Origin of the sequence: Lentilitoribacter sp. Alg239-R112, assembly GCF_900537175.1 — a bacterium.
Classification (GTDB): domain Bacteria; phylum Pseudomonadota; class Alphaproteobacteria; order Rhizobiales; family Rhizobiaceae; genus Lentilitoribacter.
This window is the reverse complement of the sequence record NZ_LS999833.1, coordinates 2,566,623-2,589,209: the sequence shown is the minus strand read 5'-3', so window position 1 is coordinate 2,589,209 and position 22,587 is coordinate 2,566,623. Positions and strand designations below refer to the sequence as shown.

The following is a 22,587-nucleotide window of genomic DNA, read 5'->3' as shown; positions in this document are numbered from 1 at the left end:
CTGACCACCCTGATAGAGATTGTCTAATTAGCACAACGTATCTGACGCAATAGGATCGGTTGTAGTGGCATGGCGAATTCAAAATTTGTAATCTCCTAATCTTGGTGTTCTCAATATCGCGAGAGTTAGGTTCAGATAGAACTTGACAATATGCCGGATAATCTATCTTTTTTGGCAATATGACAACAAGACCGATAAAATGGCTTAAAGATGAGCTTGACCGTAGGATCATACGTGAACTTCAAAGTAATGCGCGTGAATCCACCTCCAACATCGCAACAAGACTTGGTGTTGCTCGCTCCACGGTTCATGAGCGTATTGCGCGAATGGAGAAGGACGGAGTTATCACCGGATATTCCGTTGTTCTTAGTAAAAATCCAAGCGAAGAAAATATTCAGGCTTTGGTTTTTCTGGAAATCAAGCAACAGGAAACAAAGCAAATTATACATCACATAGGCCAATATTCTGAAATCCGGGTATGTCTTTCAATTAGTGGTGATTTTGATTTGTTTTTAAGTGTTGAGGCACCACGCATTGAAGACCTTGATGTTATTGTCGATGAACTTGGTGCCCTGCGCGGTGTTCTTAAAACAAAAACATATGTTGTGTTCGGACGGCGGTTTGATCGTAGATATAATGAATCTGTACAGCGGATTACTGAACAAATTTTAGAGATAGAAGGTCATAGTTAAACATTCCGGCGAGGCTTCGCGGCATATGCTCAAGTTACACGCAGGTGTAAATTAGTACGTTAAAAATATTCCATTTGAACAGGACCTGAAATTTGACCCTTAATAATGATAATGAAGGTTTTATTGGTATTTTGATGCTTGATACAGCCTTCCCGCGGATCGTCGGGGATGCCGGGAATATTGAGAGCTACAATGCGCCTGCCCGAGTTAAAGTTGTTTCGGGCGTTGGAAGTATAGATGTTGTTCGTGATGGAAAATTGCCAACGGATGTCATTAAGCATTTTTGCAGTGCTGCTCAGGATCTGGAGCGTGAAGGAGCCCGAATCATTGTTTCAACATGCGGATTTTTGATCACAGCTCAAGATGAGATTGCGCAATCGGTAAATGTTCCCGTGATGGTGTCCAGTCTTTCACTTTTTGGCGGTATTAAGATAACTCTTGGAACATCCTCTAAGGTTGGAATTTTAACAGCGTCGAAACGGAGTCTTGGGAAGGCTGCACTTAATGCAGCAGGCATATTAGACAGTGATGCCGTGATCATGGGGCTTGAGAACTATGATATATTTCGCAATATATTTTTGTGCGACAAGCACTTGCAACCTAATAGATTTGACCCTAATGCGCTTGAGAATGCGGTCGTTGAACAATCCTTGAGGCTTGTTGAAAGCGCTCCCGACGTTGGTGCACTCATTTTCGAATGTGGCAACCTCCCTCCCTATGCGGATGCTGTTCGGCAGTCGACTGGTCGCCCCGTTTTCAGTATTATTGACGCAGCGAATTTCTTATGGAGTGGAACTAGGCTTAGATAATCTACCCGGATGCCAGTGCTAGGTATTTTTCGACACATTTTTCAACTAAAAAATCCTCTTTAAGCTCGGCTCGGTACTTATCAGCGTTCTTCAACACATCGGTTATATTCCTACTTAACAAATCCACGTCATTAACCGGGGATAGGTTTCTTTGCGGTAATATTTCTGACGGACCCGAAGGGCAATCTGTACTGATCACGGGTACACCGAGTGCGAGTGCTTCCAGAATTGTCATGCCTAGCCCTTCGAAATCTGATGAAACAACTAACGCCTTTGCTGCTTTAATAAAGGGGTATGCGTTAGACTGAAAGCCCATGAAGATAACTCGATCTGAAATTTTCAATTTCTTTGCGAGCTCTTGAGTTTCTTCGAGTAATTTTCCTTTGCCCAACAAAACTAGTTTTGCATTACTTGAAGATTTCGAAAAAGCTTCCAGCAGTCGATCATGTCTTTTTGCCGATTTAAAGCCTCCTACATTGATTATATACTCACCGAGTTGATCGATCTTCGCGTTCTCATTATCGGCTAGATTACTGATTGTTAATGGATCAACAGGATTGTAGATTACCCGATTTGTAACTTCATTCTTCAGCAGCTTTTTTAAATCCGTGCCCACACCTTTGCTAACCGATATGCAAGATTTTTGCCGATAAAAGTTCAAGGCTCGTTGAAGTTGTCTTGGTTTATCGGCATATTCCTTTGATAGAGTGTTATGAATGATGAAAAAGATGTTTTTCAATTTGCTGGATGATAATATCGCGTCTACGGGCTCTAGGTTTGATAAAATCAAATGAGGTCGACCAATTTGCTCTCCAACAAATTGGTCGAATGCCCTACTTGCAAAAAATGTGCGCATAAATTTGGGCAACACTCTAAATTTTTGGTAAGGGAAGATGTGAATTGGTATCCTTGAATCTACGTCGAAATCTATATGATCCTTGAAGCAGATTATATGTACGTCATGACCTTTTATAAGCATTGCAGTTGCTAATGTTATAACAACCCGCTCTGCTCCATTACCTTGTAATGTAAATATTGCAAAAACAATACTTTTTTTAGTCATTCCGTCCCCCTTAGAGTTTTCGATAGTGTGTCACCGTCTGTTGACTTGCGAGACGCTGCTTTATACTAAAGCATTATAAAGTAACAGTAATGTAACCCAACTGACTGATCGCAAAATGATAAGAAAATTTATTCGTCAAACATTTTTTCCGCAAAAGCGACGATATAAGAAGATGTTGAAATTATCTACGCCACAAGAACGGTTTTCACAAATCTACAGACAAAATTTATGGAGTAGCGCTGAATCACGCAGTGGGACTGGATCAACGCTTGAATATACAAAAAATATACAGAAAGAACTTTCAAACCTTTTTCTGAGACATAAGATCTCTTCGGTTCTAGATGCACCGTGTGGAGATTTTAATTGGATGAGTGAAGTGATACAAAATCATCCGGATATCAGTTATACTGGAGCGGATATTGTTGGAGAACTGATTTTAGATAATCAAAAAAAGTACGCATCCAAAAATATCTCTTTCAGAACGCTAGATATAACATCCGGCGACTTGCCATCTGCTGATTTAATGATTGTCCGAGATTGTTTGATACATTTGAGCTTTAACGATATCTACTCCTTTTTAAGGAATTTTTGTGAAAGTGATATCAAACTTTTACTTGTCGGAACTCACGATTCAACCGCCCCACTTGTAAATAGACCAATTTCTACCGGTGAACATCGATATGTAAGTCTATTTGAAAGCCCGGTGAATTTCGAAAATGATCCAATATACCGTTTTCCAGACTTTGTACCGCCTCAGCCCTTTCAAGAGCAGTGCCTGTTTGATAGGAGTTCTGTTGTTAAATATTTGAAGAATTATACTATTCTTCAATAGCACGTTGATTGAGTAGTTCTGTGATGAAAGCCTTTTTGGTGGAAGTGTATTGGTCTACTTGTGCATCTAAGTTCAGATTATGTTTCGGAATGATCATTGCATCTCCAGCTGGTGAGTGGTTGATTAGTTAGCCGTTTGTTTTGCGGATGCTTAATTAAATTTGATTTTTTAATTTTCAAGATGCAATTGAATCATCTATTACTTCATGCTATTAATATAACGAACGTTCATTTAATTAAAGGGTTTATTAGTGGCTCGTAGTGTCGGTTCCGATGGTAAGATAACAGCAGCTGAGATACGTAAGAACTGCCTTGTTCTGTTTGCCCGTAATGGATATGCAGCAGTATCGATGCGCCAGATTGCGCAAAGTGTTGGTGTGCAGGCCAGTGCTATTTATCAATATTTCGAAAATAAGCAGCAGATTCTAGTCGATCTTTTGCAAACGCATATGGAGAAGCTTTTAGAGGCTTGGGATGCTGAGATGTGTCGTGAGAGTGCGCCTAAAGCGCTTGAGCGGTTTATTCGTTTTCACATCCGGTACCACATAAAAAAACCAGATGAAGTTTTCGTCTCCTACATGGAGTTGCGCTCGCTAGAGCCTGAAGGATTTAAAACAATCGAATCTCTGCGTCGCAAATATGAGCAGATTTTAAAGTCTATTCTTGAGGAAGGTGCCGCGGACGGTAGCTTGAATGTTGATGATCCACATGTAGCTGCGATGGCAATTCTATCGATGCTAACCGGTGTTAATACCTGGTATCGATCTGGTGGGCGATTATCACAAGATAGAATTGAAGATATTTATGCCGCGATGGTTCTTAGATCGCAAGGCGTAATGGTTTCATCGGAAAATAACGAGGAGTTGGCCCATGTATGAATCTATGATGAACTTTAATTTGGGAGAAGATATCGATGCGCTACGCGATATGGTGTCTAAATTTGCTCAAAGTGAAATTGCACCCCGCGCAGCAGAAATTGATGCTAGCAATGAGTTTCCAATGGATCTTTGGGAGAAAATGGGAGAGCTCGGACTGCATGGCATAACGGTTAGCGAGGAAGATGGTGGCGTTAATATGGGGTATTTAGCCCATTGTGTTGCGATTGAAGAAATAAGCCGTGCATCAGCATCAGTTGGACTTTCTTACGGTGCACACTCCAATCTTTGCGTAAATCAAATTCAGCGATGGGGAACAACGGAGCAAAAGGCAAAATACTTGCCAAAGCTTCTATCCGGAGAACATGTTGGTTCGCTTGCTATGTCAGAGCCAGGTGCAGGTTCAGATGTTGTTTCGATGAAGCTGAGAGCAGATCGTCAGGATGATAAGTTCATCTTAAATGGAAACAAGATGTGGATCACGAATGGTCCCGATGCGAGCACTCTTGTTGTTTACGCAAAGACTGATCCAGAAGCAGGGCCGAAAGGGATTACAGCCTTTATAATAGAAAAAGGCATGGCTGGATTCTCGACTGCGCAAAAGTTGGATAAACTTGGAATGCGCGGATCAAATACTTGCGAATTGTTATTCAACGATTGTGAAGTGCCGAGTGAAAATATTCTTGGCGAAGAGGGGCAGGGCGTAAAGGTACTTATGTCTGGGCTTGATTATGAGCGGGTTGTCCTTGCTGCTGGTCCTGTTGGTATTATGGCTGCAGCAATGGATTTGGTCGTGCCATATGTTCACGATAGACAGCAATTTGGAAAACCGATCGGAACTTTCCAGCTTATGCAGGGTAAGCTGGCAGACATGTATACAACGATGAATGCCTGCAGGTCATATGTTTATGCTGTTGCGCGAGCTTGTGACATTGGGGAGGCAACGCGGAAAGATTCTGCCGGCTGTATTTTATATGCTGCCGAGAAAGCAACGCAAATCGCATTGGAGGCAATTCAATGTTTAGGCGGTAACGGCTATATGAATGAATTCCCAACCGGTCGCCTCCTGCGTGATGCCAAATTGTATGAAATCGGCGCGGGAACAAGTGAAATCCGGCGCATGTTGATTGGTCGTGAAATTTTTAACGAAGCGGTTTGATATGGCTATTCTTCGATCGAACGCGAATCCTTCCAGTGAAAACTCCACTACAATGGAGCAGCAGCTTGACATTATTTCGAAAGAAGCCTCGCGCTTAATGCAAGGTGGCTCGAAAAAAGCAAGGGAACGTCATCAGAATCGCGGCAAATTGTTGCCGCGTGATCGGGTGCAAAACCTTCTAGACTATGGTTCGCCTTTTTTAGAGATTGGCTTGTTTGCTGCACGTGAGGTTTATGATGTCGATATCCCGGCGGCGGGTGTCATTGCGGGAATTGGTAAAATTCAAGGCAGAGATTGTATGATCGTCTGTAATGATGCGACTGTAAAAGGGGGAACCTACTATCCTTTAACCGTGAAGAAACATTTGCGCGCGCAAGAGATTGCAGAGGAAAATCGTCTTCCATGCATATATTTAGTAGATAGTGGTGGAGCGAATTTGCCAAATCAGGATGAGGTTTTTCCTGATAGGGATCACTTTGGGCGTATCTTTTATAATCAAGCGCGCATGAGCGCTAAAGGCATTGCTCAAATTGCGGTTGTGATGGGAAACTGTACTGCTGGTGGTGCTTATGTACCAGCTATGTGTGATACCACAATCATGGTCAAAGAACAGGCAATGATTTTTCTTGCTGGTCCTCCATTGGTTAAAGAGGCAACGGGAGAAGAAGTCGATGCCGAGACGTTAGGTGGAGCAGATACCCATACCCGTCTTTCTGGCGTTGCGGACTATTTGGCAGAAGATGATGCTCATTCATTGGCACTTGCAAGGCAAGTGGTCAGCACTTTGGGGCAGGCGCCTGCTACGGATTTAACACTGCGAGACCCTAAACTTCCTGCCTTTCCAACTGATGACATTATGGGATTAATCCCCAAAGATACGCGGCAGCCATATGATATACGCGATATCATTGCGCGTATTGTTGATGGCAGTGAATTTGACGAATTTAAGGCGCGTTATGGCGCAACATTGGTTACAGGGTTTGCACATATTGATGGAATGCCAGTTGGCATTATCGCCAACAATGGTGTGCTTTTTTCCGAAAGTTCTCTTAAAGGTGCCCACTTTATTGAGCTCTGTTGCCAAAGAAAAATACCGCTTTTATTTTTGCAAAATATTACGGGCTTCATGGTAGGTTCAAAATATGAAGCGGGCGGGATCGCCAAGGATGGTGCAAAGCTGGTTAACGCCGTTTCAACGGCCAATGTTCCAAAAATTACTGTCATAATCGGTGGATCTTATGGTGCGGGAAATTATGGAATGTGTGGTCGTGCGTTCGGCCCTCGCTTTGTCTGGATGTGGCCTAATGCACGAATTTCAGTCATGGGTGGTGCGCAAGCTGCGGGTGTCATGGCCACTGTAACGCGCGCTGGTAAACAGGCGCGAGGTGAGGACTGGAGTTCCGAGCAAGAGGCTGCGTTTAAGCAACCAATTCTTGATCAATTTGAAGAGCAATCTCATCCGTTCTATGCCTCTGCCCGTTTATGGGACGACGGGATAATTGACCCTCGTAAAACAAGGGATGTTGTGTCTTTGAGTTTAAAAGCGTGCCTGAATGCGCCTTTGGAGGAGACAAGTTTCGGCTTGTTCAGAATGTGATGGTTATGTTTTCAAAAATACTGATCGCCAATCGCGGTGAAATTGCTTGCCGTATTATTGATACTGCGAGGCGTATGGGTATTAAAACGGTTGCCGTTTTTTCAGATGCAGATGTAAAAGCTCGTCATGTATTGATGGCAGATGAAGCTGTTCACATTGGTCCAGCGCCCGTTGTCGATAGTTATCTTAAGGGTGATGTTATCATTAAAGCAGCCCTAAAGACGGGTGCTGAAGCCATTCATCCAGGCTATGGTTTTTTATCTGAAAACCCTGATTTTGTGGATGCAGTAGACGCTGCCGATATTACCTTTATTGGACCGAGTTCAAAAGCAATTCGCGCTATGGGTTTAAAAGATGCGGCCAAGATGCTTATGTCGGAAGCTGGTGTACCTGTTGTACCTGGATATCATGGGTCTAATCAGGATCCGGAGTTTTTGCATGCAGAAGCGGAGAAAATTGGCTTTCCCGTTTTGATTAAAGCGCGTGCAGGCGGAGGCGGGAAGGGTATGCGTCTTGTCGAAACGTCTGATGATTTTAACTCAGCACTTGAAAGTGCGGCTCGCGAAGGGCAGGCAGCATTTGGCGATCCTGTCGTGCTTATTGAGAAATTTATTACATCCCCCCGACACATTGAAGTTCAGATTTTTGGGGATGGTTTTGGAAATGTAGTTCATTTGTATGAACGTGACTGTTCTCTCCAGCGCCGTCACCAGAAAGTGATTGAAGAAGCTCCTGCACCAGGCATCGGCGATGAAATGCGTGCGTCGATGACCAGTGCTGCTGTAAAAGCTGCAAAAGCAATTGGTTATGAAAGTGCCGGAACAATTGAGTTCATAGTTGATGGCTCGAACATGCTTCGCAGTGACGGTTTTTGGTTCATGGAAATGAATACACGTCTGCAGGTTGAACATCCGGTGACCGAAGCGATTACAGGGTTAGATTTGGTCGAACTCCAATTACGTGTTGCAGCGGGTGATTCATTGCCATTTAAGCAAGATGAAGTGCAAGTTAACGGTCATGCATTTGAGGCGCGTCTTTATGCAGAGGATGTTAGCTCGGGTTTCTTGCCTGCTTCCGGTAACTTAGCTCATGTTGAGTTTTCTGATATGGCTCGCAATGATACGGGCATTGGTTCCGGTGATGATATTACCCCTTACTATGACCCAATGATTGCTAAAGTTATCACGCATGGATCAACACGAAATGAGGCGTTGAATAAGTTGAGCGGGGCTCTATCGGAGACCCATATTGCAGGCACGATCTCGAATTTGAGTTTTTTGCAAGCCTTGGCACATAATGTAGATTTTGTAGATGGCAATGTTGATACGGGTCTTATCGAGCGAAATTTGGATGCGCTCACGATGCAGGCAGAACCCAACGACACAGTCGTAGCCATCGCTATGATTACAGTATTGAAATTGAATTTCTGTGACCCAGATACTGGTTGGCGTCTATGGGGTTCCGCCAGTCACTTGGTCACTATGTTTAGTCAAGCAAAACAATATGTCTATCGATTAGTGTTGCTGGAACAAAATCGTATCAACCTTCAATCAGTCGATGATGAGAGAACGGCGGTTCAGCTCGATGTGATATCTCACGATGACAAAGGGATAACTGTTTTTGTCGATGGTATCCAGTTTTGCGCAAAGACTGCTTGTTTTGAGCGTGGTCATGAAAAACATGTCTCAGTTTTGATAGATGGGCAAACTTTTGAATTTGTTTTACCGGATCCTCTTGCCAGTGCTGATGCAGAGGCACAAAGCGCAAATGCTATTGTGGCGCCAATGAGCGGCGTTGTAAGATTGGTGGAAGCTACAAATGGAGCGCACGTAAAATCTGGTGAACGGCTCATCGTAATTGAAGCTATGAAAATGGAAATGAGTCTTACTGCTCCATGTGATGGCAAAATAAATGAGATCAATTGTTGTGAAGGAGATGCTGTTGAGGGCGGAACCGTATTGCTCACAATTGAGGATGAGAACTAGATGAATTATCCTCCAGAGAGTTTGTGTTATCGATTAGAGCGTGACGGCTGGCAACTGCCAGATGTTTATAATATCGGGCAAGTTGCATGTGATGATTGGGCTGAAAAGACACCAGATGTTTCTGCTCTTGTTCTTGCGGATGAAGAACGCTGCGTGAGCTATGGGGAGTTGCGTGATCTTTCTAATCAATGTGCAAATTTTCTGACTGAAGCGGGCATAACGCAAGGAGATCGCGTAGGCATTCTATTGCCTCAAGCTTTAGAAACGGCTGTCGGACATCTAGGAGTTTTCAAACTCGGAGCGATCTCGGTGCCGTTATTTATGCTCTTTGGACCGGATGCTTTGCAGCATCGGGTTGTGGATGCGGGAATTAAACTTATTATCACTAACCGTGATGGTGCGCGAAAGTTAAATCTGATGGACGCCGTGGCACGGGAAAATTTCGTTATATACACAGTTGACGGAATTCATACCGACCTCGGTTCGTTAGACTTTAATTCAGCTCTGATGAGGCAGGATAGAAGATACAGCCCTGCACCAACTAAGCCTGATGATCCAGCAATTATTATTTATACATCTGGCACCACAGGTTCACCCAAAGGGGCGCTACATGGACATCGGGTGCTGGAAGGACATATGCCGGGGTTTGAGATGTTTAATGACTTCTCAGCCAAGCCTGGAAATGTAATGTGGACACCTGCTGATTGGGCATGGATTGGCGGATTATTTGATGCATTGATGCCGGCCCTTGCGAGCGGTATGACCGTTGTCGCTAAACGTTTTGAAAAATTTACGGCTGAAGCGGCTTTCGAACTTCTATCAAAACATGATATTCAACATGCATTTTTGCCGCCGACCGCGTTAAAAATGATGCGGAGTTATGCGCCAAAGAAATCACCCACAAGACTATCATTACAGTCTGTTGGCAGCGGCGGAGAGGCGCTTGGTTCTGAATTACTGTCATGGGGGCGTGATGTTCTAGATGTAACGATTAATGAGTTTTATGGTCAAACAGAAGCAAATCTTTTGGTTTCTTCTTGTTCCTCAGTTGTAGCAACGCCTCCGGGAATGATGGGTAAGGCTGTTGCAGGACATCAGCTTGCTATCATTGACGATCATGGTGTGCCTGTTACCCAAGGCGAGATAGGTATGATAGCGGTGAAATCATCCACCCCTGTTATGATGTTAAATTATTGGAAGAACTCCGAGGCCACGCAAGATAAATTTATTGGCGATTGGTTGATCACCGGGGATATGGGTATCGACGAGGGGGATAATTGGTTTCGGTTTGTGGGACGAGATGACGATGTGATTACATCCGCTGGGTATCGGATAGGTCCGGGAAGTATTGAGGATTGCTTGATGCGGCATCCCGCTGTGCAGATGGCTGGTGTTGTGGGTAAGGCAGATAATGTGCGAACCGAAATCGTTACCGCATTTATTGTACTTTCTGATGGTTATGATGAGACAGATGAGTTGATCTCGGATCTGCAAACGCATGTGAAAACGCGTCTTGCTGCACATGAATACCCTCGTGAAATCACCATTGTTCCCGAGCTACCAACGACGGCGACTGGCAAAATCATGCGCCGGGAATTACGCAAGTTAGGTGGATCGTAATGGATAAGTTCGTACACATATATGAAGTTGGTCCACGAGACGGATTGCAAAATGAGAAAGTCATAATTCCAACAGTACAAAAAATTGCCCTTATTAATGCGCTCTCAAAATTGGGGTTTAAGCGTATTGAGGCAACTGCATTTGTGTCGGCAAAATGGGTTCCGCAGATGGCGGATGCAAGCGAGGTTTTGACTAATATCATCCGGGAACCAGATGTGGTCTATGGGGCATTGGTGCCAAATATGATCGGTTTTGAAAAAGCATTAGAAGCGAAAGCCGATGAAGTGGCAATATTTGCGGCGGCATCAGAAACATTCAGTCAGAAGAATATAAATTGCAGCATAGCAGAAAGTTTGCAGCGTTTTGCACCAATCATCGAGGCTGCAAAAAAAAGAAATATCAGAGTTCGTGGTTATGTTTCTTGCGTTGCAGGTTGTCCTTATGAGGGGCACATTGCACCTAAGGCAGTTGCCGACCTTACAGCTCAGATGCTCGAGATGGGCTGTTACGAAATCTCTCTTGGAGATACGATTGGGATAGGAACCCCTCTAACGATAGAGGCAATGCTGGCATCGGTGTTAGAGTGCGTCCCTTCCAAAAATCTGGCAGGACATTATCATGATACGAATGGGCAGGCGTTGACTAATGTGAAGGTTAGTTTGGATATGGGCTTGCGCAGTTTTGATAGTGCAATTGGCGGTCTGGGAGGTTGCCCATATGCGCCGGGTGCGAAGGGTAATGTATCAACATCAGCGCTTGCGAATATGCTTCTCAATGAGGGTTGGCAAACCGGTATCGACTTGGAAGGGCTAGAGAAAGTTGAAATTATGATGGGCAATATTATGCACGAATTGGAGGGCGGTATTGATGTCTGATTTTAATACTATCTCGTTGTTGATAGACGAATGTGGGATTGCATATCTGACATTAAATCGAGCCGAAAAACATAATGCGATGAATGCGGAAATGTTGCTTGAATTAACTGCCGCAGCCGAGCTATGCGCAAATGATGAAAATGTCAGAGCGGTTGTTTTAAAAGCTGAAGGGAAAAGTTTTTGTGCAGGTGGGGATCTGGACTGGATGCGCGAACAAGCGGGGCAAAATCGCGAAGGAAAAATGGCCGCAGCTAGAATTCTAGCTAGTGCACTTATGAAATTAAACACTTTGCCCAAACCTCTCATTGGCCGCGTTCAGGGAAATGCGTTTGGCGGCGGTATAGGTTTGATGGCTGTTTGTGATCTCGTTATCGCACATCCTGCAGCTAAATATGGGCTAACCGAGACAAAATTAGGCCTTGTTCCGGCTACCATCGGTCCATTTGTAGTAGAGCGAATGGGAGGTGGATTCGCGCGGCAAGTTTTCTTTTCAGGGAGAGGCTTTAACTCGGATTTTGCGCTGCGTAGTGGTCTCGTAACTAAAGTAACAGAGGATTTGGATGAGGCTATAGATGCTGAGCTAAAGACGATCTTAAAAACAGCGCCGGGAGCTGTTGCAGATGCAAAATTGCTCTGCCAAAACCTGTCGAGCAATATAACGCCAACTCAAATAGAGAGTACGATTGCAATCCTTGCTGACCGTTGGGAGAGTGAAGAGACTAAGCTGGGTATTGACGCATTTTTTAACAAGAGATTAGCTCCCTGGGTACGCTAGGGGGGTGCGTTAGAATGTTGTTGAACTTTAGAATGTTTATCAGAAGGAAATTTTATGGCGCAAATGAGTGTTGATGCAACCGATAGAAAAATCCTAAAAGCTCTGCAGAAAAACCCGGATATGACAATGCGGGAATTGGGTGAGGAAACAGGTTTAAGTCACACACCATGTTGGCGCCGACTTTCCAAAATGAAGCAAAGTGGCGTTGTTGATGAAAAACGCTACATTGTTGATCCTACAAAAGTTGGTTTGGATATTGTTATCTTTTGTTTTGTGCGCCTGAGAGAGCATAATCGAGATAGTCTTAATGCATTTGAAACCGCTGTTGCCGATGTGCCCGAAGTTATGCAGTGTTATACAATGACTGGTGATCATGATTATATTCTTCGTGTTCTTGCCCAAAGTGTTACCCATTATGAAAGCACGATTAAAAACTCGCTAATGCAACTCCCAAATGTTGCCTTTACGCATACGAGCCTTGCTTTGAAGGAGGTCAAAAACACTGCGTCTGTACCTCTGTAACTGACTTTTAGTTAGGTGCTTGAACCCATACTGTTCTTATCTAGGTGATAAATTGATGATAGTTTCATTAATATAGCCCAAATTTTATTACTGTGTTGCGATATATATTTAAACAAAGCGACAATTTAACAACACGGTTACTAACTGTTCATCGTAAACTTTAGTTAGATTAGCTCAAGTTGCTCGCGGATTTTGAAAGGAAATTGGATGAAAAAAGATTCCATTGTTATTGTCGGAGCATCCCGTACACCAATAGGCGCGATGATGGGTGGTTTTGCGCCACTTTCAGCAAGTCAACTGGGTGGAGCTGCGGTTAAAGCAACTTTAAAAAATGCAAACGTAACAACAGATCAAGTTGATGAAATCCTTATGGGAAATGTTTTATCTGCCGGGCAGGGGCAAGCACCCGCAAGGCAAACAGGGTTTCATGCTGGGCTGGGAAAGTCGATTCCAGCAACAACGATCAATAAAATGTGTGGTTCCGGCCTTAAAACCATTACCATGGCCCATGATCAGCTCTTGGCGGATAATGGTAAGGTGCTTGTTGCGGGTGGCATGGAGAGCATGACCAATGCGCCGCACCTTTTGCCGGCCATGCGAGCGGGTGTTCGATTGGGGCAGAGCGTGGCCGTTGATCATATGATGAAAGACGGGTTGGAAGATGCCTATGAAACAGGACGTGCAATGGGTACTTTCGCCGAAGATTGTGTTGATAAATTTAAATTTACGCGTGAACAGCAGGATGCGTATTCTCTAGAAAGTTTAGCGCGTGCCAAACGTGCACAATCTGACGGCAGTTTTGCCAAAGAGATTATACCGGTTACAGTATCAACTCGCACGGGCGATATGATTGTAACTCAGGATGAACAGCCTGATAATGCAAGGCCAGAAAAAATACCGCATCTTCGTCCTGTTTTTAAAAAGGATGGTACGGTTACTGCGGCAAATTCATCATCAATTTCTGATGGTGCTGCTGCTGTTGTTTTAATGCGTGAGAGCGATGCAATTGCTCGCAACGCCAATATTCGGGCACGCATAGTTGCGCACGCAAGCCATGCGCAGGAACCAAATTGGTTTACAACCGCTCCCGTACCAGCCATGCAAAAAGCGCTTAAGAAATCAGGTTGGGCAGCCGAAGACGTTGACCTTTGGGAGATTAACGAAGCATTTGCCGTTGTTCCTATGGCCGCTATGCACGAACTTAATCTGGATCATTCAATTGTGAACGTAAATGGTGGAGCATGTGCGCTTGGACATCCTATTGGTGCAAGTGGTGCCAGAATTTTGGTGACACTTATTAATGCGCTTGAAGCAAGAAATATGCGCAAGGGCATGGCGTCGTTATGTATCGGTGGTGGTGAAGGCATAGCGCTGACAATAGAACGACTTAACTAAGGGACCTTTGACAATAAAGGTGAGTAGATATGAATATTACAGAAGTTGATAGTTTGGATGGTTATGAGGCTTTGCACTATTGCGAAGACACGGACACTGGTCTGCGTGCCCTGATTTCCATACACTCTACTCAGCATGGTCCTGCGGCTGGTGGTTGCCGTCTTTGGAATTATGCCTCCCTTGAGGAAGCAAAGACAGATGTTCAGCGCTTGTCTAAGGGGATGACTTATAAAAACCGTTCTGCCCAGCTTCCTTTAGGTGGTGGTAAGTCGGTTATTATTGGTGAAAAGAAAACACCAGAAATGATGCGTGCATTTGGGCGTTTTGTGGATGCGCTTGACGGTCGCTACTTCACAGCGGAGGATGTTGGTATCTCTCCATCAGACATGGAAATTGTGGCAGAGGTTACACCCTATGTCGCCGGTTTGGAAAAAGGAGAATATGCAAGTGGCGATCCGTCACCTGTAACAGCCAAAGGTGTATTTGCATGTCTTGCTCGTTCAGTTGAGTATCGATTAGGGAAATCTGATTTAACAAATGTTAAAGTGGCAGTCCAAGGTTTAGGTCATGTTGGATGGCATCTTGCTTCGTACCTGCACAACGCAGGTGCCCAGCTTCTGGTTACTGATTTGAATAATGATCTTGTTAAAAAAGCTGTCGCAGAATTTGGCGCTGTCGCCATTCCGCTGGACGAAATTTATGCTGTGGAAGCTGATGTTTTTGCACCCTGTGCATTGGGTGCCGTTTTGAATGAAGAGACAGTCGATCAGTTGAAAGTTTCGGTAGTTGTTGGCGCTGCTAATAATCAACTTTCAGGCCCCGATATCGGAGATTTATTAAATTCGAAGGATATATTCTATGCGCCCGATTATGTTGTAAACTCAGGTGGTATCATAAATGTGGCAGCAGAAATTTTGAAGTGCGATGATCCTTCTTTTGTAAGTAGTCGGATTGAAAGCCTGACGCAAACATTGGACAAAATTATCGAACTTGCTGAACGTGAAAATATTGGCATGCATAGTGCCGCTGATCAGTATGTTGAGGCTCAATTAAACAAAGCATAACTTGTAAACCAAACCAACGGAAGACGAAGGATATAATTATGAACTTTGAGCTAACTGAAGAACAGACAGCCATCTTCGATATGTCTAAAGCTTTTAGTCAAGAGCAAATCGCGCCTTTTGCATCTGAATGGGAACAGCAAGGAACAATCCCTCGTTCATTGCTGCAGCAGGCAGGTGAACTTGGTTTGGGTGGCATTTATGTGACAGAAGAGTTCGGTGGATCTGGTTTAAAACGTCTGGATGCAGCACTAATATTTGAGGCTCTTTCTCATGGGTGTCCATCTGTTGCAGCATTTATGTCTATTCATAATATGTGTGCTTGGATGATTGATGCTTATGGTTCGCAAGAATTGAAACAGGAGTGGTTGTCTAAGCTTTGCACTTTTGAAAAATTTGCCTCCTATTGTTTGACAGAACCAGGTTCTGGATCCGACGCTGCGTCATTACGAACACGTGCCAGTAAGGCAGGTGATGTCTTCCAGCTAAATGGAACCAAGGCATTTATTTCCGGTGGTAATTATGCTGATGTCTACCTTGTTATGTGCCGTACTGGGGAAGATGGTTCGAAAGGAATCTCTTCTATAGTCGTGAACAAAGAAGCTACTGGATTAAGCTTTGGTGCAAACGAGCATAAGATGGGTTGGCAATCTCAGCCGACAGCACAAGTGCAGTTTGATGATTGCGAAGTGCCTATCTCAAACCTTATGGGTACAGAAGGTGAAGGTTTTAAATATGCAATGTCGGGTCTGAATGGTGGCCGGCTAAACATTGCAGCTTGCGCACTCGGCGGTGCACAATCTGCGTTAGATAAATCACTGACATATGTTGGCGAGCGAAAAGCTTTCGGCAAGACGCTTGATCAGTTTCAAGCTCTTCAATTTAAACTCGCTGATATGGAAATTAAATTGCAAGCTGCTCGTAGTTTCCTGCACAAAGCTGCTTGGATGCTTGATCAAAAACATCCACAAGCCACAAAATTCTGCGCAATGGCAAAGGTATTTGTAACCGATGTCTCGTTTGAAGTTGCAAATGAGGCGCTGCAACTTCATGGCGGTTACGGCTATCTTAAAGATTATGGAATCGAGAAAATTGTTCGCGATTTGCGTGTCCATCAGATTTTGGAGGGCACGAATGAAATCATGCGTGTTATCACTGCGCGTGCCCTGTTGGAAGAAAGAGGCTAGTGTCGTGGAACAATGTACAGATGTTCAAGTCAAGATCGATGGCGCTGTTGGGCGTATAACGTTAACGCGCACTAACGCGCTCAATGCCCTTTCTCATGATATGGCACTTGCCATCGAGAAAGCGCTCATTGGTTGGATTAATGATAGTTCAGTGAAAATCATCTTGATCGAAGGGGATGGTGATCGAGCGTTTTGTGCAGGCGGGGATGTGAACTGGCTGTATAATTGTGGCCTTGATAAAAACTATGCAGAGCCAGCTCAGTTTTGGCGTGATGAATATCGATTAAATGAACTCATCGCGTCCTATCCAAAACCATTCTTTAGTTTTATGCATGGGCTGGTGATGGGTGGTGGAGTTGGAATATCAGCACACTGTTCCCATCGAATAGTTACAGATAGTAGTATGATCGCCATGCCAGAATGTTCCATTGGATTGGTGCCTGATGTGGGCGGTTCACTTCTATTGGCAAATGCACCTGGTTATTTAGGTGAATATCTGGCTCTTACGAGTTATAAAATGAATGCGGCCGATGCCATTTTTTGTAGTTTTGCGGATTATTTTGTCTCAGAGGCAAAGTTGGAAGATCTAAAAAAAGCACTTGTTAGAACCGGAGACCCAGACATTGTTTTTGATTTTGTATCCGATGCAGGTGAATCCATTTTATCAGAGCTTCAGAAGGATGTAGATGAGCATTTTTGCCTAGATTCCGTAGATGAGATTTGTGCATCGATGCTCAACATAGAAAATGAATCTTGGTCAGTAAAATCTGCGAGCCAGATTCAAAGAAATTCCGTTTTATCAGCAATTATTGCTCTCAATCTCATTCGAAAAGCGCGCAAACACCATAACTTGTATCAAGCATTAGCGGATGAATATCGCTTTGTTTCTCGCGCATTGGAACATGGCGAATTTCTGGAGGGCGTTCGGGCAGCTGTAATCGATAAAGATAGAAAGCCGCAGTGGAAGTATAAAACGATTTCAGACGTTCCTGCCAATTTAGTTAGCCTTATGTTGAGTGAATCCGATGACGGTGACATCGACAAATTAAATTTAGAGACGATATTGCGCACTGCTCTGTAAAACACGCGATGATTAGAGTGGGCGCACATTCGTAATGTGCATCTATTCATGAAAGGACGGTAGTAATTCAATGACCAAGTTTGAACCATTACAATTACATGTTCCAGAACCTGAATGTAGGCCTGGTGATACGCCTGATTTTTCTGGTGTCGAAATCCCACCCGCGGGTAGTGTGAGACGTCCTGAGGTTGATGAAGATCCTGAAAATATGCGTGATCTCGCATATTCGATCGTTCGTGTGCTTAACAGAGATGGCGAAGCCGTCGGACCATGGGCGGGAACATTAAGCGACGGTCAATTGCGTGACGGGCTGCGTCATATGATGACCTTACGCATATTTGACCATCGCATGATGATGGCGCAGCGGCAGGGTAAGACCTCATTTTATATGCAGCATTTGGGAGAAGAGGCTGTGAGTTGCGCATTTCGTCTTGCGCTTAACAAAGGTGATATGAATTTTCCGACCTATCGGCAGGCGGGATTACTGATTGCGAAAGAGTTTTCGCTCAAGAAAATGATGTGCCAGATTTATTCCAATGAAGAAGATACGATGCGCGGGCGTCAATTGCCTGTTCTCTATTCTTTCAAGGATGAGGGCTTTTTTTCCGTCTCAGGAAATCTCGCGACCCAATATATCCAAGCCGTGGGCTGGGCTATGGCATCGGCCATTAGCAATGATACAAAAATTGCGGCTGGCTGGGTTGGGGATGGCTCAACTGCCGAGGGAGATTTCCACGCAGCTCTGGTTTATGCTTCAACCTATAAGGCACCTGTCGTCCTGAATATTGTCAATAATCAATGGGCAATCTCAACGTTCCAAGGCATTGCCCGAGGTGGTTCAGGGACGTTTGCAGCCAGAGGACATGGATTTGGTATTCCTGCCTTGCGGGTTGATGGAAATGATTATTTAGCTGTTCATGCGGCAGCAAAATGGGCAACTGAACGAGCAAGACGTAATTTAGGTCCAACTGTTATTGAGCATGTCACCTATCGTGTTGGAGGGCATTCGACATCTGACGATCCTTCGGCATACCGCCCAAAACAAGAAAGCGATGCATGGCCTTTGGGTGATCCTATTTTGCGATTAAAAACGCATTTGATCGCACGAGGTCTCTGGACCGAGGAACGCCATGTCCAAGCCGAAGCTGAAATCACAGATCTTGTGGTGACAGCACAAAAAGAAGCTGAGGCAATTGGTACATTACTAACCGGTAGTCGTCCGTCCGTGAGTGATATGTTTAGAGACGTTTATGAAGAGATGCCTTCCCACCTTATAGAACAGCGTCAACAGGCGGGGATATAATCATGGCCAAGATGACGATGATTGAAGCGATTCAAAATGCGCATGATGTCATGATGGAGCGTGATGAACGAATTATCGTGTTTGGTGAAGATGTCGGTTTTTTCGGAGGCGTTTTTCGCTGCACTGCTGGTTTGCAGGAAAAATATGGACCAACGCGTTGTTTTGATGCGCCGATTAATGAGCTTGGTATCGTTGGTGCAGCGATTGGGATGGCGACTTATGGTTTACGCCCATGTGTGGAAATTCAATTCGCTGATTATATGTATCCCGCCTACGATCAGATTGTGTCGGAAGCTGCGCGAATGCGGTATCGATCGGCAGGAGAATTTACCTGCCCGATGGTAATCCGGATGCCAGCCGGCGGCGGTATTTATGGTGGTCAAACGCATAGCCAAAGCCCAGAAGCGTTATTTACCCATGTCGCGGGTCTTAAAACGGTGATGCCATCTAACCCTCAAGATGCGAAAGGGTTACTCATTGCGGCGATGGAAGACCCTGATCCCGTCATCTTCCTGGAACCAAAACGACTTTATAATGGGCCGTTTGATGGGCATCATGACAAAGCTATTGTGCCATGGAAGAACCATGTGCTTGGCGAAGTTGACGAAGGTTACTTTAAAACAGATTTAGGGAAGGCAGTTGTGCGCCGTGAGGGTAATGATCTGACAATCCTGACATATGGTACAATGGTTCATGTGGCATCAGCAGCTGTTGAACAGAGCGGGTTGGATGCCGAGGTCATTGATCTGAGATCCTTACTTCCGCTGGATAAGGAAACTATTGTCAAATCTGTTCAAAAAACCGGTCGTTGTGCCGTTGTTCATGAAGCAACATTAACGTCCGGATTTGGTGCTGAACTTGCAGCAATTATCCAAAAAGAATGTTTCTACAATCTGGAAGCGCCTATTACGCGTGTTGCCGGTTGGGATACACCTTATCCTCATGTTTTTGAGTGGGATTATTTCCCCGGACCTGACCGCGTTGCCACGGCTATCAAAGAAATGATGGAGGCATAAAAGATGGGTATCTACACAATAAAAATGCCTGACGTCGGCGAGGGGGTAGCCGAGGCCGAAATCGTTGAGCTTTGTGTTCCGGTTGGTGACGTTGTTAGAGAAGATGAGGTCTTTGCTGCTGTGATGACAGATAAAGCGACGATTGAGATTCCATCTTCAGTATCAGGGACCATTATTGAATATGCAGGTGAAGTGGGAGACACTGTTCCTGTGGGTTCGCCTCTTGTTCGTATTGAAGTGCAGGGAGAAGGGAATGATAACTCATCCCAAACTACCGACGGTGAGCGTATTGATATTGCTCCGGCACCAGAACCTGAAGTTATAACCGATGTTCGGGCAGAAGAAGAGGTAAAGCCATCTACTTTGGAGAACTTGGAAACTGGAAAAAAATCAGAGGCGCAATCAGTTAGAACATTGCGTGCAGAAGGTGAAAAGTTTCTCACATCGCCAGCGGTGCGCAAGCGCGCAAAGGATGCTGGTATTGATCTGCGTTTAGTGCCGGGGAGCGGCCCTGCGGGTCGGATCACTCATGATGATTTGGATATGTATTTTGCTAATGATCGCAAAACGATATCAGAACCACATGGACGAATGAAAAATCATGATGTGAGTGAAGTTAAAGTTATTGGAATGCGTCGGAAAATTGCAGAGCGCATGTCTGAGGCAAATACGCATATCCCGCACATTACGATTGTGGAAGAAATTGATGTGACGTCTCTGGAAGAGTTGCGCCAGAAGTTAAATACTGAGCATGGAGAAGATAAACCGCGACTTACAATATTGCCGTTTCTAATGGGCGCGATGGTGTCTGCTATTAAGGAACAGCCAGATATGAATGCCCATTATGATGATGAGGCAAACCTTATTCGCCAGTTTGGAGCTACTCATATTGGTATCGCTACACAGACCCCAAAGGGGTTGATGGTTCCAGTTGTTCACCACTGTGAAGCTATGAACATTTGGCAAATGGCTACTGAGTTGACGCGGGTTGCAGAAGCTGCGCGAAATGGAAGTGCCTCTCGTGAGGAGCTTTCTGGATCGACAATATCAATAACATCGCTCGGTAAATTGGGCGCTATTGCAACAACACCAATCATAAACCGCCCTGAACTCGCAATCATTGGTGTCAACCGAATGGCTGTTCGCCCTGCGTGGAATGGAAGTGAATTCTTGCCACGACAAATGATGAACCTGTCATGTAGTTTTGATCATCGAATTATTGACGGATGGGATGCAGCCGTTTTTGTGCAGCGATTGAAATCATTACTGGAAACACCAGCAATGATTTTTGTGGAAGGGTAGTAGATGGCTGATCTTACTTGTAAGTTATTGATCATTGGTGCGGGGCCGGGTGGTTATGTTTGTGCAATTCGCGCAGGCCAACTGGGTATTGATACAATCGTCGTTGAAAAAGAAAAAGCTGGCGGAACATGTTTAAATGTTGGCTGCATTCCATCAAAAGCTATCATTCATGCTGCTGATGAATTTTTCAAGATGAAAGAAGCTGCGCAGAATGTGACCCCAATTGGATTGACCAACAGCAATCCACAAATTGATTTTGCTAAAACACTCGAATGGAAAGACGGTATCGTTACTCGTTTAAACTCGGGCGTTTCGACACTTATGAAAAAAGCCAATACCCGTTTTGTGAATGGGCACGTGCGGTTTGTCGATGGCAAAAAAGTTGAAGTCAAAACCGCTGATGGAACGCAAGCGATTGAAGCCGAAAAAATTGTTATCGCAACTGGCTCAAGGCCGATCGAATTGTCGTTTTTGCCGTTTAGTGAAACTGTTTGTTCGTCAACTGACCTGTTGTCAGTCAATAAAATACCTGAAAGGCTTGTTGTCGTGGGCGGCGGCTACATCGGTTTAGAACTTGGGTCTGCATTTGCCAAGCTTGGTTCAAAAGTGACAGTAGTGGAAGCTGCGGATAGAATATTACCGCAATATGATGCGGCATTAACAAAGCCCGTTGTCGCGAGATTGAGTGCTTTAGGTGTCAGCATACTTACCAAAACCCGTGCCAAGGAACAAAGTCGTGATGCCAAATCATTGCATGTTGAGGATGAGAACGGTGATATCCACGAAATCGGAGCCGATAAGATACTTGTGACAGTTGGGCGTCAACCGGTGACTGATGGAATTGGATTAAACCGCCTTGCTGTTGATATGGATGGGGAATTCATCAAAGTTGACGATAGATGTCAAACCTCTATGCGCGGGATATATGCAATAGGTGATGTAACAGGTGAACCAATGTTGGCGCATCGGGCTATGGCTCAGGGAGAGATGGTTGCCGAGATTGTTGCTGGTGAAAATCGAGACTGGGATAAACAGTGCATTCCGGCAATTTGCTTTACTGACCCGGAAATTGTTTCCGTTGGGTTGACACCAGATGAAGTCAAACAAGAAAAGATTGATGTAAAAACTGGACTATTTCCCTTTAGCGCAAGTGGTCGAGCAATGACGACTGAGCGAGAAGATGGTTTTGTAAGAGTGGTCGCGCGTGCTGACAATCATGTTGTACTCGGTATTCAAGCTGTTGGTGAAAATGTATCTGAGTTGGCCGCTTCTTTTGCGCTTGCTATCGAGATGGCAGCGCGACTTGAAGATATTGCCGGCACCATACATGCACATCCCTCGCGAGGTGAAGCATTACAGGAAGCCTGCCTTAAAGCGCTTGGTCATGCGCTTCATATGTGAGATTAATTTATTGCCAAAAGGAGTGAGCACCGCTTGCA

Annotated in this window: 20 protein-coding genes; 19 read left to right on the top strand and 1 reads right to left on the bottom strand. The window is 44.6% G+C overall.

From position 1 onward, the window contains the following. Positions 1-179: 179 nt before the first annotated feature. Together G3W54_RS12805 and G3W54_RS12800 are read left to right on the top strand one after the other, a co-directional pair. Positions 180-692, top strand: a complete 513-nt coding sequence (locus G3W54_RS12805; RefSeq protein WP_162653410.1) for an Lrp/AsnC family transcriptional regulator — start codon at positions 180-182, stop codon at positions 690-692. A gap of 92 nt (positions 693-784) precedes the next feature. Then, positions 785-1,501 carry a hypothetical protein gene (locus tag G3W54_RS12800; RefSeq protein ID WP_162653409.1) on the top strand — a complete coding sequence of 239 codons (717 nt, stop codon included), beginning with the start codon at positions 785-787 and terminating at the stop codon, positions 1,499-1,501. Between the two features lies 1 nt (position 1,502). Here the strand turns inward: G3W54_RS12800 and G3W54_RS12795 are convergent, their stop codons facing one another. After that, on the bottom strand, positions 1,503-2,564 hold the full coding sequence (locus tag G3W54_RS12795; protein ID WP_162653408.1) for a glycosyltransferase: 1,062 nt from the start codon (positions 2,562-2,564) through the stop codon (positions 1,503-1,505). Positions 2,565-2,736: 172 nt separating this feature from the next. Between G3W54_RS12795 and G3W54_RS12790 the strand changes: the two genes are divergently transcribed. The 17 genes from G3W54_RS12790 (at position 2,737) to lpdA (ending at position 22,549) form a co-directional block, all read left to right on the top strand. Next, the gene (locus G3W54_RS12790; RefSeq protein ID WP_162653407.1) at positions 2,737-3,396 is read left to right on the top strand and encodes a class I SAM-dependent methyltransferase; all 660 of its coding nucleotides are present in this window, start codon (positions 2,737-2,739) and stop codon (positions 3,394-3,396) included. A 250-nt stretch (positions 3,397-3,646) separates the two neighbouring features. Further along, positions 3,647-4,273 carry a TetR/AcrR family transcriptional regulator gene (locus G3W54_RS12785; protein WP_162653406.1) on the top strand — a complete coding sequence of 209 codons (627 nt, stop codon included), beginning with the start codon at positions 3,647-3,649 and terminating at the stop codon, positions 4,271-4,273. After that, positions 4,266-5,429 (top strand): isovaleryl-CoA dehydrogenase, encoded by a 1,164-nt coding sequence (locus G3W54_RS12780; RefSeq protein ID WP_162653405.1) that lies wholly within the window; start codon positions 4,266-4,268, stop codon positions 5,427-5,429. Before G3W54_RS12785 ends, G3W54_RS12780 begins: the two co-directional genes overlap by 8 nt. A 1-nt stretch (position 5,430) precedes the next feature. Next, the gene (locus G3W54_RS12775; protein WP_162653404.1) at positions 5,431-7,026 is read left to right on the top strand and encodes a carboxyl transferase domain-containing protein; all 1,596 of its coding nucleotides are present in this window, start codon (positions 5,431-5,433) and stop codon (positions 7,024-7,026) included. Positions 7,027-7,031: 5 nt separating this feature from the next. Next, positions 7,032-9,011, top strand: coding sequence for an acetyl/propionyl/methylcrotonyl-CoA carboxylase subunit alpha (locus G3W54_RS12770; RefSeq protein WP_162653403.1), 1,980 nt, complete (start codon positions 7,032-7,034; stop codon positions 9,009-9,011). After that, positions 9,012-10,631: an AMP-binding protein gene (locus G3W54_RS12765; RefSeq protein ID WP_162653402.1), complete on the top strand. Its 1,620-nt coding sequence runs from the start codon at positions 9,012-9,014 to the stop codon at positions 10,629-10,631. Further along, positions 10,631-11,506, top strand: coding sequence for a hydroxymethylglutaryl-CoA lyase (locus tag G3W54_RS12760; RefSeq protein WP_162653401.1), 876 nt, complete (start codon positions 10,631-10,633; stop codon positions 11,504-11,506). Before G3W54_RS12765 ends, G3W54_RS12760 begins: the two co-directional genes overlap by 1 nt. Further along, a complete protein-coding gene (locus G3W54_RS12755; RefSeq protein ID WP_162653400.1) occupies positions 11,499-12,281 on the top strand; it encodes an enoyl-CoA hydratase-related protein in 783 nt (260 codons plus the stop codon). The genes G3W54_RS12760 and G3W54_RS12755 overlap by 8 nt, the downstream gene beginning before the upstream one ends. Before the next feature lie 54 nt (positions 12,282-12,335). Beyond that, on the top strand, positions 12,336-12,803 hold the full coding sequence (locus G3W54_RS12750) for an Lrp/AsnC family transcriptional regulator (protein WP_244627889.1): 468 nt from the start codon (positions 12,336-12,338) through the stop codon (positions 12,801-12,803). Positions 12,804-13,010: 207 nt separating this feature from the next. Beyond that, on the top strand, positions 13,011-14,198 hold the full coding sequence (locus G3W54_RS12745) for an acetyl-CoA C-acyltransferase (RefSeq protein ID WP_162653399.1): 1,188 nt from the start codon (positions 13,011-13,013) through the stop codon (positions 14,196-14,198). Between the two features lie 29 nt (positions 14,199-14,227). Further along, positions 14,228-15,262, top strand: a complete 1,035-nt coding sequence (locus tag G3W54_RS12740) for a Glu/Leu/Phe/Val dehydrogenase (RefSeq protein WP_162653398.1) — start codon at positions 14,228-14,230, stop codon at positions 15,260-15,262. Positions 15,263-15,300: 38 nt separating this feature from the next. After that, positions 15,301-16,446: an acyl-CoA dehydrogenase family protein gene (locus G3W54_RS12735; protein WP_162653397.1), complete on the top strand. Its 1,146-nt coding sequence runs from the start codon at positions 15,301-15,303 to the stop codon at positions 16,444-16,446. After that, the gene (locus tag G3W54_RS12730; protein ID WP_162653396.1) at positions 16,394-17,527 is read left to right on the top strand and encodes an enoyl-CoA hydratase/isomerase family protein; all 1,134 of its coding nucleotides are present in this window, start codon (positions 16,394-16,396) and stop codon (positions 17,525-17,527) included. The genes G3W54_RS12735 and G3W54_RS12730 overlap by 53 nt, the downstream gene beginning before the upstream one ends. A gap of 70 nt (positions 17,528-17,597) precedes the next feature. Continuing rightward, complete coding sequence (locus G3W54_RS12725; RefSeq protein WP_162653395.1) at positions 17,598-18,830, top strand: 3-methyl-2-oxobutanoate dehydrogenase (2-methylpropanoyl-transferring) subunit alpha; 1,233 nt, start codon at positions 17,598-17,600, stop codon at positions 18,828-18,830. 2 nt (positions 18,831-18,832) lie between these two features. After that, entirely contained in the window at positions 18,833-19,846 is a 1,014-nt protein-coding gene (locus G3W54_RS12720; protein ID WP_162653394.1) for an alpha-ketoacid dehydrogenase subunit beta, read from the top strand. A gap of 3 nt (positions 19,847-19,849) precedes the next feature. Beyond that, on the top strand, positions 19,850-21,148 hold the full coding sequence (locus G3W54_RS12715) for a dihydrolipoamide acetyltransferase family protein (protein ID WP_162653393.1): 1,299 nt from the start codon (positions 19,850-19,852) through the stop codon (positions 21,146-21,148). 3 nt (positions 21,149-21,151) lie between these two features. Further along, on the top strand, positions 21,152-22,549 hold the full coding sequence (gene lpdA, locus G3W54_RS12710; protein WP_162653392.1) for a dihydrolipoyl dehydrogenase: 1,398 nt from the start codon (positions 21,152-21,154) through the stop codon (positions 22,547-22,549). The last annotated feature ends 38 nt before the right edge of the window (positions 22,550-22,587 follow it).